Raw genomic sequence first — 13,970 nt, 5'->3', positions numbered from 1 at the left:
CTGATGAAAACGCTGTCCTTACTGCTGTTTACCCTCCTTCCCCTGACCGGCCATGCTGAACTGAATGTGATTGCTGATCTGGGCGGTGAAGATGCTGCGCCGTATTTTGAGGCCGTTAATAAACAGCCCGGCATGCCCGGCGTCAGTGACGTACAGCCTTCACGCCAGCCGGACCATGGTGTTCCGCTGGCTGACGGGATGGCGGGTATGTTACCCGTTAACACACCTGAACTGAGCCCGGGGAATACAGCAGACCGGCCGCTGCAGTTGCCCGGCATTGGGGCGTTGTTTCTGATCGGGGATGATGCTCTGTCCCGTGAATGGCTGAAAGCCAATGCTGGCGCGCTGGCTGAACAGCATGCGGCCGGGATGATAGTCAACGTCACAGACATGGATACCGTGCGCGAGCTGCGCGAACTGGCACCCGGTGTCAGCCTGGCCCCGGCTTCTGGCAGCGAGCTGGCCCGTCGCCTGCAGATTGAGCATTATCCGGTACTCATCACCGATACCGGCCTGACGCAGCAGGTTAAGCCGTAATGAGCGCGCCAGATATCAACGGTCTGCTGATGGCACACCCTTATGGGGCGGTCATACTGATCGTCCTTTTCCTGGTGGTGATGGCCTTTCTGAACCTGCGCCGGTTGGAGAAAGCCAGCACCCGCCGTCACCGGCGATACCGGGCAACGGCGGGGCGGGTACTGAATAAACTGATCCTCCTGCCGGGAGACGGGCAGCGTCTGACCTATCTGCGCAAAATCAGCCCCTATGTCTTTGAAGAGCTGTTGCTGTCTGCCTTTGAACGTCAGGGGCTGACCGTGGTGCGCAATGCCTCCTACAGCGGTGACGGCGGCCTTGATGGCCAGGTCATCATCGACGGCGAGCACTGGCTTATCCAGGCCAAACGGTACAGTCGTGCTGTTTCCCCCGCACATGTTGAGGACTTCGACCGACTTCTCCTGCACTCCGGCCGCCGGGGGCTCTTTGTCCACACGGGCCGTACCGGAAAAATGAGCCGCACCCTTCGCACGGCGTCACAGCGCCTGCGCATCATTAGCGGGCAACGCCTGCTGGCCATTCTCGCCGGGCAGGACGTCCGGCAGTATCTCTGAGGAATCCCTTATGCATATCATCGTGAACAGCCTGCGCTACGCTTTGTGGCTTGTGTTCTGTTTATTCCGTCATGCCGTTTTCGTGCCTGCCGCTTTCGGCGGTGTCTGCCTGCTCGCCTGGCTTGTTTTCGGCCATCCGGTCAGTGACCTGAACGACCAGTTGCAGAAGGAGGCAACGGCATGGCGCACCGCGCCGCCCGGACATTACATGTGGGAGGAATGCCCGGTGCCTGATAATGCGGCTCCGCCTGAGGCAAAGCCGGCAGCCTGTACCGTCACTGCCGTCTCCACAGAAACCGCGGCGAACAATTACCTGCTGTCATTGCGGGCCGTATGGATCATTTTTTTCATCCTGTCGAATGTTCTGTATGTGCTCTGGCGCTTACTGGCGGATGCCCTGCGTTACCACTCCCTTTCCTGCAGGGAAGCCGGTGCCGGGAGGGGAACGTATATCCGTATGGCCGACGGTAAAATTATAAAGGAGGCAGACGATGAGTAACCGTTACGTCATTGAGGCCCTGCTGCGTCCGGCCGTTGAGCTGAATACCGCCGTGGTATCGGGCATGGCGGCGTATGTCTGTGTGCAGGCACCCTGGGCTGTCGCTCTGGCTCCGTCTGTCAGCTATGTCACCGCAGCCGGGTTTGCGGCGCTGGCCGTCACCCGCACGCATCAGGGGATGAAGATTATTCGCTACCGCCGGAATCTCCGCCGCCTGCCGCGCTATGTCATGAGTACTAAACAGATCCCCGTCAGTCATCGTCGCCTGTTTCTAGGCCGGGGGTTCCGCTGGACGCAGAAACACACCCAGCGGCTGCAGGATACGCTGCGCCCTGAAGTGGCCCGTTACCTGCAGCCAAACCGCTTTTACCTGGGGGCGCGTCAGCTCGAAATGATGACAGAGCACCGTCTGCCCTGGCTGGGTAAGCTGCTGAGTGCCGATACGCCGCTGAACCCGGTGCGGCCATTACCACCGGTAGGCGGGAATCCGGCGCTGCACGGCATCGAGCCCGACGAAAAAGACGTCACCCTGGCTCTGGGGGAGCGCGTTGGCCATACGGTGGTGTACGGCACCACGCGCGTCGGGAAGACCCGGCTGGCAGAGCTGCTGGTCACCCAGGATATCCGGCGGGGTGAAGTCACCATCGTGTTTGATCCGAAAGGCGACGCAGACCTGATGAAACGCGTCTGGGCAGAGGCCCACCGGGCCGGACGCGGGGACGAGCTGTATATTTTTCATCTTGGCTGGCCTGAAATTTCAGCCCGTTATAATGCCGTCGGGCGTTTTGGTCGCGTGTCAGAGGTGGCGTCCCGCGTGGCCGGTCAGCTGTCGGGTGAGGGGAACAGCGCGGCATTCCGCGAATTTGCCTGGCGGTTCGTCAACATCATCGCCCGTGCGCTGGTCGCCCTGGGTGAGCGCCCTGACTACACGCTGATCATGCGCTACGTGAACAATATCGCCGATCTCTATATCCGCTATGCGGAAAAAATCATCCAGGCGCAGCTGCCGGCTCTGCAGACGCAGATTGAGAATAATCAGCAGGTGCTGGGAGAGGACGACGTGCCCCGTAACATGCAGGGTCAGCCGGATGCCTTACGTATCTGGGCCATTGAGGTTGCCCTGAGTTCAGAAGAGGGTAAAAAACTCTATGATCCCATCCTTGACGGGCTGCGGTCAGCGGTACGTTATGACCGTACTTACTTTGACAAAATCGTGGCGTCGCTGCTGCCGCTGCTGGAAAAACTGACCACCGGCAAGACCGCCGAGCTGCTGTCGCCGGATTATCAGGACATTGACGACACGCGGCCGATTTTTGACTGGGAACAGATCATCCGTAAAAAAGCCGTGGTGTATGTGGGGCTCGATGCGCTCAGTGACAGTGAAGTGGCGAGCGCGGTCGGTAACTCCATGTTCGCCGATCTGGTGAGTGTGGCCGGGCACATTTATAAACACGGTATCAATGCTGGCCTGCCGGGCGGGAAAGAAGGGAAGTCCCTGATTAACCTGCACTGCGATGAGTTTAACGAGCTGATGGGAGATGAGTTTATTCCTCTCATCAACAAAGGGGGCGGTGCCGGCATGCAGGTGACGGCCTATACCCAGACGTCTTCTGATATTGAGGCACGCATCGGGAATGCGGCCAAGACGGCCCAGGTACAGGGTAACTTTAACAACCTGATTATGCTGCGCGTCAGGGAGAACCGCACCGCCGAGCTGCTGACCACGCAGCTGCCGCAGGTGGAGATTTACACCAAAACGCTGGTCTCCGGGCACCAGGACACGGCGGATGTCAATGCAGACCAGGACTTCACCTCAAGCACCCAGGACCGCGTCGGGACGGTAAAAGTCCCGCTACTGGAGCCGGCCGATATCGTGACGCTGCCAAAAGGGCAGGCGTTTGCCCTGCTGGAAGGCGGGCAACTGTGGAAAATTCGCATGCCGCTGCCTGCCGGGGATGCTGATGATGTGCTGATGCCGGAAAGTATTGAGAAAATAGCGGAGGAGATGCGGCGCAGCTATCACAGCGGCGAATCCTGGTGGCGGGATGGTCCGGCCCTGAACGTGCCGGTCACAGGAGGGGCGAATGGCTGAGGTAAAACGTCCCCCACAGCAGCAGACGCTGCCGGAACGCAAACACGGCATTCTGTATAACCTGCTCTGGGGCTGGCCATGGGCCCTTGTGGGCGTGGTGCTGTCCTCGCTGCTGCTGAGCCTGCTGATTGAATATATCGGCATCGCCTTCTTCTGGCCGGAAGCCGGGGCGGCGCACAGTGAAGCGGTCATGAACACCGAGCTGGGGTGGCTGTCCACAGAGTTCACCCGCAGCCTGCTACTGTCTGAGCCATCGGTGACGGTTGAGCGCTGGGTGAGCACCGCCTATCAGTGGGCCTTTGTGGACAGTGGCTTCCTGGACTGGGTCCGGCAGCAGTATGCACACCAGATGCACAGTGACAATGCCGTCACTCGGGAAATCAACAGCTGGAGCGGCTGGCTTGCCGGCTACCTGCGTGAATACCTGCTGGCCACGGTATGGATCAGCATTATCACCCTGGTACGCGTCACCATCCTGGTGCTGTCCGTGCCGTTGTTTGTGCTGGTCGTGGTGGTGGCGCTGGTTGAGGGGCTGGGGCGGCGTGATCTGCGGCGGTACGGCGCGGGGTATGAAAGTTCGTTTGTCTATCATCATGCCAAGAAGCTGGTCAAACCGGCCGCTGTGGTGCCCGCCATGCTGTACCTTTCCTGGCCCACGGCAGTCTACCCCAATCTGCTGTTGTTGCCGGCGGCTGTTCTGCTGGGGATCGCCGTAACGGTGACCACTGCGTCGTTCAAGAAGTATCTTTAAATCAGGGCTGGACGGAGGCGTGCAAAACTTGTTTTGCGCGCCTGCCGTCAGCAGACAAGCCATGTCCTGGCTCTCACTGGCGCGTCAGCTTACTATTTTCATCCAGGGTAACATTTCACCAGCGGTTGACACCCCTGAGTCGCCAAAATGAATATGAATATGGTCATGTGAGATGCCGCCACATGCAGCAGTAAAGGCGGTTTTTATCGTATGTAGTTCAATATCCTGACCATGGCGAATTTCCAACGGTACAAAAAAGCCATTTGGTTCGCAATGCAGAGGGAAATCACCTTGTTTTGCATGGCAGTGCTGGCAGTGATTCATCCAGTAACGGCTGTCTGTGGTTTTACTGTAATCCCTTGACAGATAATGCCTGACCCGGCCGAGCTGCGACAACACTTCCCGGGGCATATCATCTATATAAAATATGAATGCAGGTTTATCCTGTGCCAGCCAGTATGTCTGCATGGTGTCCGAATTCGTTGTATTGTCGTCAACTTCATCTTCTTCCGCTTCAAGAGTTTCATGCCCATCAGGCAACAGTATTGCTGTTAACAACGTACCCTCATGACATTTCCAGCACGTACCCATTGTTTGTGCAATATACCAGTACGGGGCGCGAACATTTCTGAACGGTATCCATTTCTCAAAGGGGGCCTGCGCTATTCCATCAGGAATAAACCATGTCTTATTTTCGGGATCCCAGCGTCCACCCAGCCGCTTGACTTCATCTTTTTCATCAAACGGAACATTCAGGTCTGTTTTTGGCATTAATCCTCCTTGTTCAGGCTTCAATGACTATTGCGTTATGTCATTCTTTTTATAACAGATGCAGGTAAAAAAGGGATCTCGTGAGGGAAGTAATCGGGTTAATTTTCATTCTCGCATATAGAGTTTATCGCTGACCCGGCTTCTTCCCTTCCGCATCCTGTCCGCACCCCTTAATCCTTCTGGAGGTGCGTATGAACTCAAATCGTCCGGCCATGCGGCGCAACAGCCGTGTCCCGGGCATCACCGGCCTGGTATTGCTGACCTTTCTGGCGTCAGGTGCTGCACAGGCATCCGAGAAAGACGAGCTTGCGTCTGTTCAGCGTCAGCTGGACCAGGCTCAGGCGTCGCTTGAACGGGCCCGCGTGGCGGCAGCACAGGCCGACCCGGCTGACCGTGGCCGCTTTTTCTTTGATTACCGTCAGGCCACATCCGATCTCAACACCATCCGCAGCGGCATTGACCGCTATCTGGAGCCCTCCCGCGCGCAACCGCGTGACCCGTCTTATGTGGCCGGTAATTACCGGCGGGAGCGGCCCTGATGCCCATGACATCCGAACAAACGAACGCGTTTAAAGCCGGCTCCGGCAGTCTTGATGTGAACATCCTTCATCTGCTCTGCATCGGGGCACTGCTGGCATTTCTTTTTTTATGGGCCGCGTGGGCGCTGTCGGATGTCTGGACCGGCTGGAGTAACACCAAAGTGCGGGACGCGGCCCTGGGGCGTTTTGCCGTCCGCACCGTGTTGCTGTTGCTTGTGTGTATCTGGATGTTTGCCAGTTAACCCGATTATGAACATTAAGTCAGGAGATGAATTCCATGCACCATTCTGAGTCTGTTGTTGCCCGCCTGCGCCGTCTCGCCAGTCGTACGCTGACCCGCGCCGGTACGCTTGCCCTCCTGGGCTGGCTCACCTGCAAACCGGCCTTTGCGGACTTGCCAAGCGTTGAAGCGCCTGAGTCCGGAGGCGGAAGCGGGCTGTCCGGACAAATCAAGGGCTATCTGCAGGACGGCATTGTTATCGGGGGGCTGGTCGTGGCGGCCGTTGCCTTTATCAACGTTGCCATTGCCGCCCTGCACACCTTCGCCGAAGTCCGCAATGAGAAAGCCACCTGGACCAAATTCGGGGCCATTGTGGTGGTGGGTGTGGTGCTGCTGGTTGCCGTTATCTGGCTGCTCGGCAAGTCTGCCGACATTCTGTTGTAGGAGCCTGCGACGATGCAGACCATTCGTTTTTTACCTGACCGTCTCAACAGTGAGCCCGTGGTGTTTCGCGGGTTTACCACCCATGAGATGGGGCTGGCAGCCCTTGCCGGCGCGGGTGCGGGTCTGCTCCTGTCACTGCCGTTTATCCCGCTTGCCGGCTGGGTTGTCGTTCCCACCGGCCTGCTGGTCATGCCGCTGCTGCTCGTCTGGTTCGGCGGCCGCTGGATGGCCAGGCTCAAGCGCGGTAAGCCCGAGAACTGGCTCTGGCAGCGACTGGAGACGAAAAAACGCCGGCTGGGGATGGGCAATCCGAAACTGATAGTGGATGCCCGGGGCTGGTCAGTGAAACGTAACAGGAGAGCCTCATGAGCCGTTTTCGCCATGCGGTAAAAGACCGCGACCAGCATATTCAGACGCTGCGCATCGCCTGCGCCGTGCTCGCCTTTTTCCTTTTATTCACCTGTGCCGGCTGGATGCTGGCGCCCAGCAAGCTGACCGTGCATAACCCGCCGGATTTACGTACCGGCAGCACGCGGCCCTGGTGGGAAGTGCCACCCCCGACGGTCTACTCCTTTGCGTTCTACATTTTTCAGCAGCTCAATGCCTGGCCGAAAAACGGCGAGGTGGATTATTCCGCCAAAATCAATGCGCTGTCGCCGTATCTGACGCCGTCCTGTCAGGATTTCCTGAAAGCGGATGCAAAGAAACGCGGTGACGCCGGGGAGCTCACCGACCGCGTGCGCGTGGTGTATGAAGTGCCCGGTCGCGGTTACCAGTCACAGAGCGTGACCGTACAGGATCGCGATCACTGGATTGCCCGCCTGGACGTGGTGGCCGACGAATATTTCCATGCCGAGCCGGTCAAACGCGCCCTGGTACGTTACCCGCTTAAAGTGGTGCGCTGGGAAGGTGATGCGGAGCGCAACCCGTTCGGTCTGGCGCTGGACTGTTATGCCGGTGTGCCCCAGCGTCTGGAGGCGGCACCGCCTGCACCTAAACCGGAGAAGTCAGGAGTGTTTCAGTGATGAGTAAAAACCCCCACTACCGCGCCGGGCTGATGGCGCTGTCCTTCGCCCTGCTGCCCCTGGCGATGCTGGTATCACGTCCTGCCGGCGCAGATGAGCTGATGAAATGGGAGCGTATTCCGCTGCAGATCCCCCTGAAGGTGGGGCAGGAGCGGGTGGTCTTTGTGGACAAAAACGTCCGCGTTGGTTTTCCGCCGGCGCTTAACGGCAAACTTCGGGTGCAGAGCACCGGGGGGGCCGTCTACCTGAAAGCCGACAGCGCCTTTCCGCAGACGCGGGTGCAGCTGCAGGATGTGGAAAGCGGCGAGGTTCTGCTGTTTGATATCGCCGCCGGTGAAAAAGGGCCGACTGAGCCGGTCCGTCTGGTCTACAGCGGTGATGTCAGCACGCTGAGTCACGCCGGCGATGCGGCCGGTCAGCCAGATGGTGCAGACCGGGCTGCTTCCGGATCAGGCTCATCTGCTCCCACCGGCAGCGATGATGGTACTCAGGCAAAGCGTAAAAAAATCCGCTACAGCGCCCCCATCCCGGTGCTGCTGACTCGCTATGCCGCTCAGAGCCTTTATGCTCCGGCACGTACGGTCGAGGCGGTCCCGGGTATTCATCCGGTCAATCCTCATCTGCCCCGACGTGTCAGCACGCTGTATCCCTCTGAACCATTAACGGTCACGCCGCTGGCTGGCTGGGGTGTGGCAAACCGCAGCGTGGTGGCACTCAGGCTCACGAACACCGGCAGCCGTAAGGTCGTTCTGGATCCACGCTCGCTGCAGGGACAATTTGTGTCCGCCACCTTCCAGCACCGCTGGGTCGGTCCGGCCGGCACGCCGGAAGACACCACCACGGTGTATGTGGTGACCGCCGGTCGTCCGGAGAGCGCATTTATTGCTGAGCCGTCTGCACTGCGTAAAGCGGCCCGCACGGTAAAACAGGAGGCCCGCCATGCAAATTAAATCTAATGCCCTGGTGAAGTTTATCGTGCCGGCCGTGGTGATTGCCGGGCTGGCCGTGGGGCTCAAAAGCTGCAAAAACGAACCGGCAGAACAATCTCAGGCAAAACAAAGCGGCGGTGCCCTGAAAAACCTCTCGCCGGATGAACTGAAGGCGCTGGGGGTGGAAGGCGACACGCCGGAGGACACCCTGCGCACGCTCATTGGCCGGCTGAATGATGTGCGTGACCGCCAGAAAACGCTGGATAAGCAGAACGCGGATTTGGTGAAAGAAAACGAGCGGTTACGCCGGCGCAATCAGGACGTTTCAGGGCAGGTGAATGAGGCCGTTAATGGTCTGCGCGAGCAGTACGACAAACGGCAGGCTCAGCTTCAGAACGAACAACTGAGCCTGACGGCGAAAATCCAGGAGCTGACCGACAAACTCAAAAAGCCTGACAGCGATAAAAAAACGGCGGACAGCGATATCCCGCTGGGGCTGGGCCTGGACGGCATGGGCAGCAGCACCGGGGGGAGCGCTTCTCAGGGCAGCGACGGCATGATGTGGGTCGCGCCGACGGACCAGAAAGAGACGGATCCGCGGGATGCGGCCAGCGGCAAAGCCTCACCTCAGTTCCCGACCTCTTTTCTGGGGGAAAATGAGCTGACCCGCCAGAAAGCCGCTTATGAGGAGAAAGTGAAGGGACGGACGAATGAAAAAGGGGCGGAAGAGAGCGCCGAGCCGGTTTACACGCTGCCGGAAAATTCCACGCTGGTCGGCAGCCGCGCCATGACGGCACTGCTTGGCCGTGTGCCCATCAACGGCACTGTGACTGATCCTTATCCGTTCAAGGTGCTTATCGGTAAGGATAACCTGACGGCGAACGGCATCGAGCTGCCGGACGTCGAAGGGGCGATTGTTTCCGGGACGGCCAGCGGTGACTGGACGCTGTCCTGCGTACGCGGGCAGGTTAACAGCGTCACCTTTGTCTTTTCCGACGGTACGGTGCGCACCCTCCCCAGACCGGACACCAGTAACAACGCCGGCGGGCAGAATAATAACGCTCAGGCTAAACAGGATACCGGCACCAGTGGCGGTATCGGCTGGATTTCGGATGAAAACGGGATCCCGTGTATTGGCGGCGAACGTAAGTCCAATGCCTCCACCTACCTGCCCACCATCTTTGGCCTGTCGGCTGCCGGTGCGGCGGGTGAAGCGATGAGTCAGGGGCAGTACACGACGCAGAACAACGTGAATGGCATTTCCGCCACCATGACCGGCGACGCCGGACAGGCGGCGCTGGGGAAAGCCATTTCCGGCGGTATGTCTGAAACCACCGACTGGATCAAACAGCGTTACGGGATGACGTTTGATGCCATTTATGTGCCGCCCGGAGCCCGTCTTGCCGTGCATATCACCCGTCAGCTGGCCATTGATTATGAAGATAAGGGCCGTAAGGTGCGCTACGACTTCACCCTGCCGGGTGGCGTCAGTGACAACGGCGGACTGGACTGAGTACACGGCCATGGCGGGACAGATAACGTTTTTCCCTCTTTCATCCGTGTGCTGGACGTTCAGCGACGGGGCAGGCTGGCATATTGACGTGATCCCTGCGTCTTCTGCGGTTCTGTTGCTGCGACCCGTAGCGCTGTTGCCTGCCGGCGCACCTTTACTGCGCTGGCGCGATGGCCAGCTTTTACTGGATATCGGCAGGTTCTCCCTGCCGCTCAGTGCCCGGGAGTGTGCCGTTTCGTGGTGCAGCCCGAAAATCCCGCGCCGGCTTTACTGCCCGCGTATGACATTACGGGAGCTGGGGCACCTGCTGAATGTCAGTGCGTTCGTTTTTATCTGCGGCGGTTACGATCCGGCCGCCTCACAAAGGAGATACCGGTAATGTACAGAACGGTTTTCATTCTGGCCCTGAGCTGTGTGATGCTCAGCGGCTGCTCAACCTCCAAAGAGGAAATGCTGCCGGCGGGCGATAACACCATGCTTGAACTGTGGAACGGGGCGGACGGTGGCGGCAGTACTTCCCACCAGTCTGCGGCGGCCCGCGACACGCTGCGACGCCCGCTGACGGGCAGCGAAACGCAGGCGGACGCGCAGGCCGACCGCAGCTACAGTCGTACTCAGGAAAGCGAAATCACCCAGCAGTTTCCCCGGCTGCCCAACCCCGACATGGTGATGTACCTGTATCCTCACCTGGCAGACGGTAACACGCCGGTGCCGGGTTACAGCACCGTGTTCCCGTTCTACAGCCAGACGCAGTATGCCATGCCTGGCGAGCGCACGGAGGCCCTGTAATGCTTTCACTGTTTACGCGTAATAAATCCACCGACCAGCAGACGCCGGTTGATGACGGCCAGTCCGTTCAGGCAGATGAAACCCTGACCGCGGCCGTGAAGGGCCGGCAACCACTGAAGCGCCCCGGGAAAATGAAGCGCCAGGATGAGGAGAAGGTTTATCACGCCAGTCCGTCCATCATTGACTTTTTGCCCTGGGCAGAATTTCTTGATGAAGAGCAGTGTCTCCTGCTTGATGACGGCGTGTCGGTGGGGGCCGTTTATGATGTGACACCGGTGGCGACCGAAGGGCGAACCGAAGAGCGCCTGGAGCAAATCCGGGACTCGGTTGAGGATGCACTTCAGGACAGCTTTGATGAACATGACGTGAATCCCTGGGTCGTGCAGTTCTTCTGCCAGGACGAGGACGACACTGACGCGTACCTGGACAGGCTGCGCGGGTATGTCAAACCACATGCACAGCGCACGGCGTTTACCGACGCCTGGCTGGATGAAATGGAGCGCCATATTCGCAGTATCTCCCGGCCTGAGGGACTTTTTACTGACTCGCTGATTACCGGCCAGCCGTGGCGCGGGCAGCAGCGCCGCACCCGGATGGTTGTTTATCGCTGGCTTGGGAAAAGCCGGGATCCGATGCCGCCGGTGGCGATGCTCAATCAGGTGTGCGACCGGGTCGTTAATGCCCTGGGCGGGGCGGGGATCCGCTGCACCCGACAGAACGGCCTGCAGGTGCATGGCTGGCTGCTGCGGCTGTTCAATCCGTCACCGGACTGGGTGGAGAAAACCACGCTCTATCGGCAGGCTGCTTACGCAGACCCGCGCGAGACGCCTGAAGGCACCGTGCCGGTCAGCAATGATTTTGCCGAAACCCTGTGGTTCACGCCGCCGGTTTCAGACCCGGAAAACGGCGTGTGGTGGATTGACAACAAGCCGCACTGCGCGGTGGCGGTGGAAAAACTGCGTACACCGCCGGAGCCGGGCACCCTGACCGGCGAGAAAAGCCGGGGGGAAAAGAAAATTAATGCCCTGATGGATATGTTTCCGGAAGGGACCATGGTGTGCATGACCGTGGTGGTGCAGCCCCAGGACCGGCTTGAAGAGCAGTTTAACCGGCTGTCGAAAAATGCGGTCGGTGAGAATACCGAGTCGGGCCGCGTCCGCCAGGATGTGAAGACGGTAAAAGAGTATCTGGGCAACCGGCACAAGCTGTACCGGGCGGGGATCACCTTCCTGCTGCGCGGCGACGACATGACCAGCCTGAAGCGCAAGCGGCTGGAGCTGTCCACCGTCTTGCTCGGGGCCGGTCTGCAGCCGGTACGGCCGGAGTTTGAAGAAGGTCCGCTGAACAGCTGGCTGCGGGCGCTGCCTATGTGCTTTAACCCGGACAGCGACAAAAAACACTGGTATACCCGTCTGACATGGGTTCAGCACCTGGCAGGACTTTTGCCGGTAACCGGGCGGGAAACCGGCACGGGGCACCCCGGCTTCAGCTTTTTCAACCGCGGCGGGGATACCCTTACATTCGATCCGCTCAACAAGCTCGACCGCACCCAGAACGCGCATCTGCTGTTGTTCGGCCCGACCGGGGCGGGCAAGTCGGCCACGCTGTGTGCCGCGCTCTCCCAGCTGATGGCCGTCCACCGTCCGCGGCTGTTTATTGCGGAGGCCGGGAACTCGTTCGGCCTGCTGGCCGACTTCTTTGACAGTCTCGGGCTGACGGTGAATAAAATCAGCGTCAAACCCGGGAGCGGCGTCAGCCTGCCGCCGTTTGCAGACGCCCATAAACTGGTGGAAGAGGGCCTTGCCGCCCAGGCCGTGGATGAGAGCGACCTGCCGGATATCGACACGGACGACGATGGCGAGGATGACAAGCGTGACGTTCTCGGTGAAATGGAAATCTCCGCGCGCATGATGATCACCGGCGGTGACCCGAAAGAAGAGGCTGACCTTAAGCGTGCCGACAGGGCGATGATACGTGAGGCGCTGCTGATGGCGGCACATGCCACGTATAAGGAAGGGCGGCAGATGCTGCCGTCTGACCTGCAGAAGGCGCTGTACGACATTGCCTCTGACAACGATGAGGGCGTCATCAATGTCCGCAATGCCCAGCGCAAGGCGAAAGCGGCGGAAATGGCGGAATCCCTGGGCATGTTCACTCAGGCCGGGAGCTTTGAAGCGGAGCTGTTCAACCGCGAAGGGGAGCTGTGGCCGGAAGCGGACGTGACGCTGGTTGACCTGGGGCATCTGGCCCGTGAGGGCTACGAGGCGCAGATGGCCCTGACCATGGTCTCGATGACCAACATGATTAACAACATCGCGGAGCGTGACCAGTTTCTGGGCCGGGATATTGTCTTCACGGTGGACGAGGCGCATATCGTCACGGTCAACCCGTTGCTGTCGCCGTATATGACCAAGGTGGTCAAGATGTGGCGTAAGCTCGGGGCCTGGCTGTGGCTGGCCACCCAGAACCTTAAGGACTACCCGGATATTGCCGAAAAAATGCTGAACATGGCGGAATGGTGGATTTGTCTGACCATGCCTCCGGAAGAGGTGAAAGATATCAGCCGTTTCCGCTCGCTCACGCCGGAGCAGGAATCGGTGCTGCTTTCCGCCAGTAAACTGTCGGGCTGTTATACGGAAGGCGTGGTGCTGGCGAAACGGATTGAAGCGCTGTTTCGTGCCGTGCCGCCCAGTCTCTTCCTGGCACTGGGCATGACGGAAAAAGAAGAGAAAGCCGAACGCCGGGCGCTGATGAATGAATTTAACTGCAGCGAACTCGAGGCGGCAAAACGCGTCGCGCAGAATCTGGACCGTCTGCGCGGTCTGACGGAGAAACAACAGGAGCCTGCCACGGTATGATGACACTGAAGTACCCTGAACCCGCCATTCATGAGCACAGTGGCGGTGCGCTTTTCACCCTGTCGCCTCAGGGGGAGCCCGGCGTGCTCCCGGCGACACATCAGCATCTGGTGAGGCTGCGGGCAATGCTCAGACAGCGCCTGACCGGGCCGGTCAAAATGACGTGTCACCCGCACCGGGTGGGACTCAGCAGCAGCGTGGCCATCTATCTTGAGGGAAAGCTGAAGCAGGCGGTAAACATCCTCATCACCGTGACGGGGCAGACGAGCTGGCCACAGGAAGAGGAGTATGCGCATCCGCGCTGGTATATCACGGTGCCGGATTCGGCTGACCTGGTGTACCTGCTGCTGTGGATTAACGGGCTTGACGTATAACTACAGACTTGCCTTCACCAGGGGCATGATTATAAAATGAAAATAACAAAATTTCAT

The 13,970-nt window shown here is 59.3% G+C and carries 17 protein-coding genes; 16 read left to right on the top strand and 1 reads right to left on the bottom strand.

Annotated elements, in window-relative coordinates:
* The first annotated feature begins 3 nt into the window (after positions 1-3).
* From EKN38_RS23075 to EKN38_RS23055, 5 genes are read left to right on the top strand one after another with little or no spacing between them, the layout of a single operon-like run.
* A complete protein-coding gene (locus tag EKN38_RS23075; protein WP_038991135.1) occupies positions 4-537 on the top strand; it encodes an integrating conjugative element protein in 534 nt (177 codons plus the stop codon).
* Positions 537-1,109, top strand: coding sequence for a restriction endonuclease (locus EKN38_RS23070; RefSeq protein ID WP_126522878.1), 573 nt, complete (start codon positions 537-539; stop codon positions 1,107-1,109). Before EKN38_RS23075 ends, EKN38_RS23070 begins: the two co-directional genes overlap by 1 nt.
* A 10-nt stretch (positions 1,110-1,119) precedes the next feature.
* Positions 1,120-1,608 (top strand): hypothetical protein, encoded by a 489-nt coding sequence (locus tag EKN38_RS23065; protein WP_048330701.1) that lies wholly within the window; start codon positions 1,120-1,122, stop codon positions 1,606-1,608.
* The gene (traD, locus tag EKN38_RS23060) at positions 1,601-3,700 is read left to right on the top strand and encodes a type IV conjugative transfer system coupling protein TraD (RefSeq protein WP_032608291.1); all 2,100 of its coding nucleotides are present in this window, start codon (positions 1,601-1,603) and stop codon (positions 3,698-3,700) included. The genes EKN38_RS23065 and traD overlap by 8 nt, the downstream gene beginning before the upstream one ends.
* On the top strand, positions 3,693-4,451 hold the full coding sequence (locus EKN38_RS23055) for a TIGR03747 family integrating conjugative element membrane protein (protein WP_126522875.1): 759 nt from the start codon (positions 3,693-3,695) through the stop codon (positions 4,449-4,451). Before traD ends, EKN38_RS23055 begins: the two co-directional genes overlap by 8 nt.
* 84 nt (positions 4,452-4,535) lie before the next feature.
* On the opposite strand, the gene EKN38_RS23050 is transcribed toward EKN38_RS23055, so the two are convergent.
* Positions 4,536-5,222: a DUF5710 domain-containing protein gene (locus EKN38_RS23050; protein WP_048330700.1), complete on the bottom strand. Its 687-nt coding sequence runs from the start codon at positions 5,220-5,222 to the stop codon at positions 4,536-4,538.
* Between the two features lie 191 nt (positions 5,223-5,413).
* Between EKN38_RS23050 and EKN38_RS23045 the strand changes: the two genes are divergently transcribed.
* Genes EKN38_RS23045 through EKN38_RS22995 form a run of 11 tightly spaced genes read left to right on the top strand, consistent with a single transcriptional unit; the run spans position 5,414 to position 13,913 of the window.
* Positions 5,414-5,761, top strand: a complete 348-nt coding sequence (locus EKN38_RS23045; protein ID WP_048330699.1) for an RAQPRD family integrative conjugative element protein — start codon at positions 5,414-5,416, stop codon at positions 5,759-5,761.
* Positions 5,761-6,003, top strand: a complete 243-nt coding sequence (locus EKN38_RS23040) for a TIGR03758 family integrating conjugative element protein (RefSeq protein WP_003029734.1) — start codon at positions 5,761-5,763, stop codon at positions 6,001-6,003. The genes EKN38_RS23045 and EKN38_RS23040 overlap by 1 nt, the downstream gene beginning before the upstream one ends.
* 35 nt (positions 6,004-6,038) lie before the next feature.
* Entirely contained in the window at positions 6,039-6,425 is a 387-nt protein-coding gene (locus EKN38_RS23035) for a TIGR03745 family integrating conjugative element membrane protein (protein WP_126522872.1), read from the top strand.
* Positions 6,426-6,437: 12 nt separating this feature from the next.
* Positions 6,438-6,794 carry a TIGR03750 family conjugal transfer protein gene (locus EKN38_RS23030; RefSeq protein WP_004115534.1) on the top strand — a complete coding sequence of 119 codons (357 nt, stop codon included), beginning with the start codon at positions 6,438-6,440 and terminating at the stop codon, positions 6,792-6,794.
* Positions 6,791-7,450, top strand: a complete 660-nt coding sequence (locus EKN38_RS23025) for a PFL_4703 family integrating conjugative element protein (RefSeq protein WP_004115533.1) — start codon at positions 6,791-6,793, stop codon at positions 7,448-7,450. The genes EKN38_RS23030 and EKN38_RS23025 overlap by 4 nt, the downstream gene beginning before the upstream one ends.
* Positions 7,450-8,400: a TIGR03749 family integrating conjugative element protein gene (locus EKN38_RS23020; RefSeq protein WP_117108918.1), complete on the top strand. Its 951-nt coding sequence runs from the start codon at positions 7,450-7,452 to the stop codon at positions 8,398-8,400. Before EKN38_RS23025 ends, EKN38_RS23020 begins: the two co-directional genes overlap by 1 nt.
* Positions 8,390-9,892 (top strand): TIGR03752 family integrating conjugative element protein, encoded by a 1,503-nt coding sequence (locus EKN38_RS23015; protein WP_117108917.1) that lies wholly within the window; start codon positions 8,390-8,392, stop codon positions 9,890-9,892. The genes EKN38_RS23020 and EKN38_RS23015 overlap by 11 nt, the downstream gene beginning before the upstream one ends.
* Positions 9,870-10,271 carry a hypothetical protein gene (locus EKN38_RS23010; RefSeq protein ID WP_260480577.1) on the top strand — a complete coding sequence of 134 codons (402 nt, stop codon included), beginning with the start codon at positions 9,870-9,872 and terminating at the stop codon, positions 10,269-10,271. The genes EKN38_RS23015 and EKN38_RS23010 overlap by 23 nt, the downstream gene beginning before the upstream one ends.
* On the top strand, positions 10,271-10,681 hold the full coding sequence (locus tag EKN38_RS23005; protein WP_117108916.1) for a TIGR03751 family conjugal transfer lipoprotein: 411 nt from the start codon (positions 10,271-10,273) through the stop codon (positions 10,679-10,681). The genes EKN38_RS23010 and EKN38_RS23005 overlap by 1 nt, the downstream gene beginning before the upstream one ends.
* Complete coding sequence (locus EKN38_RS23000; RefSeq protein WP_126522870.1) at positions 10,681-13,539, top strand: conjugative transfer ATPase; 2,859 nt, start codon at positions 10,681-10,683, stop codon at positions 13,537-13,539. Before EKN38_RS23005 ends, EKN38_RS23000 begins: the two co-directional genes overlap by 1 nt.
* Entirely contained in the window at positions 13,536-13,913 is a 378-nt protein-coding gene (locus EKN38_RS22995) for an acetyltransferase (protein ID WP_117108914.1), read from the top strand. Before EKN38_RS23000 ends, EKN38_RS22995 begins: the two co-directional genes overlap by 4 nt.
* Positions 13,914-13,970: the final 57 nt, after the last annotated feature.

The sequence above is a fragment of the Enterobacter sp. WCHEn045836 genome (genome assembly GCF_003965585.1).
Classification (GTDB): Bacteria; Pseudomonadota; Gammaproteobacteria; order Enterobacterales; family Enterobacteriaceae; genus Enterobacter; species Enterobacter dissolvens.
The sequence above is the reverse complement of the archived record's forward strand: the minus strand, read 5'-3'. Positions and strand labels throughout refer to the sequence as shown.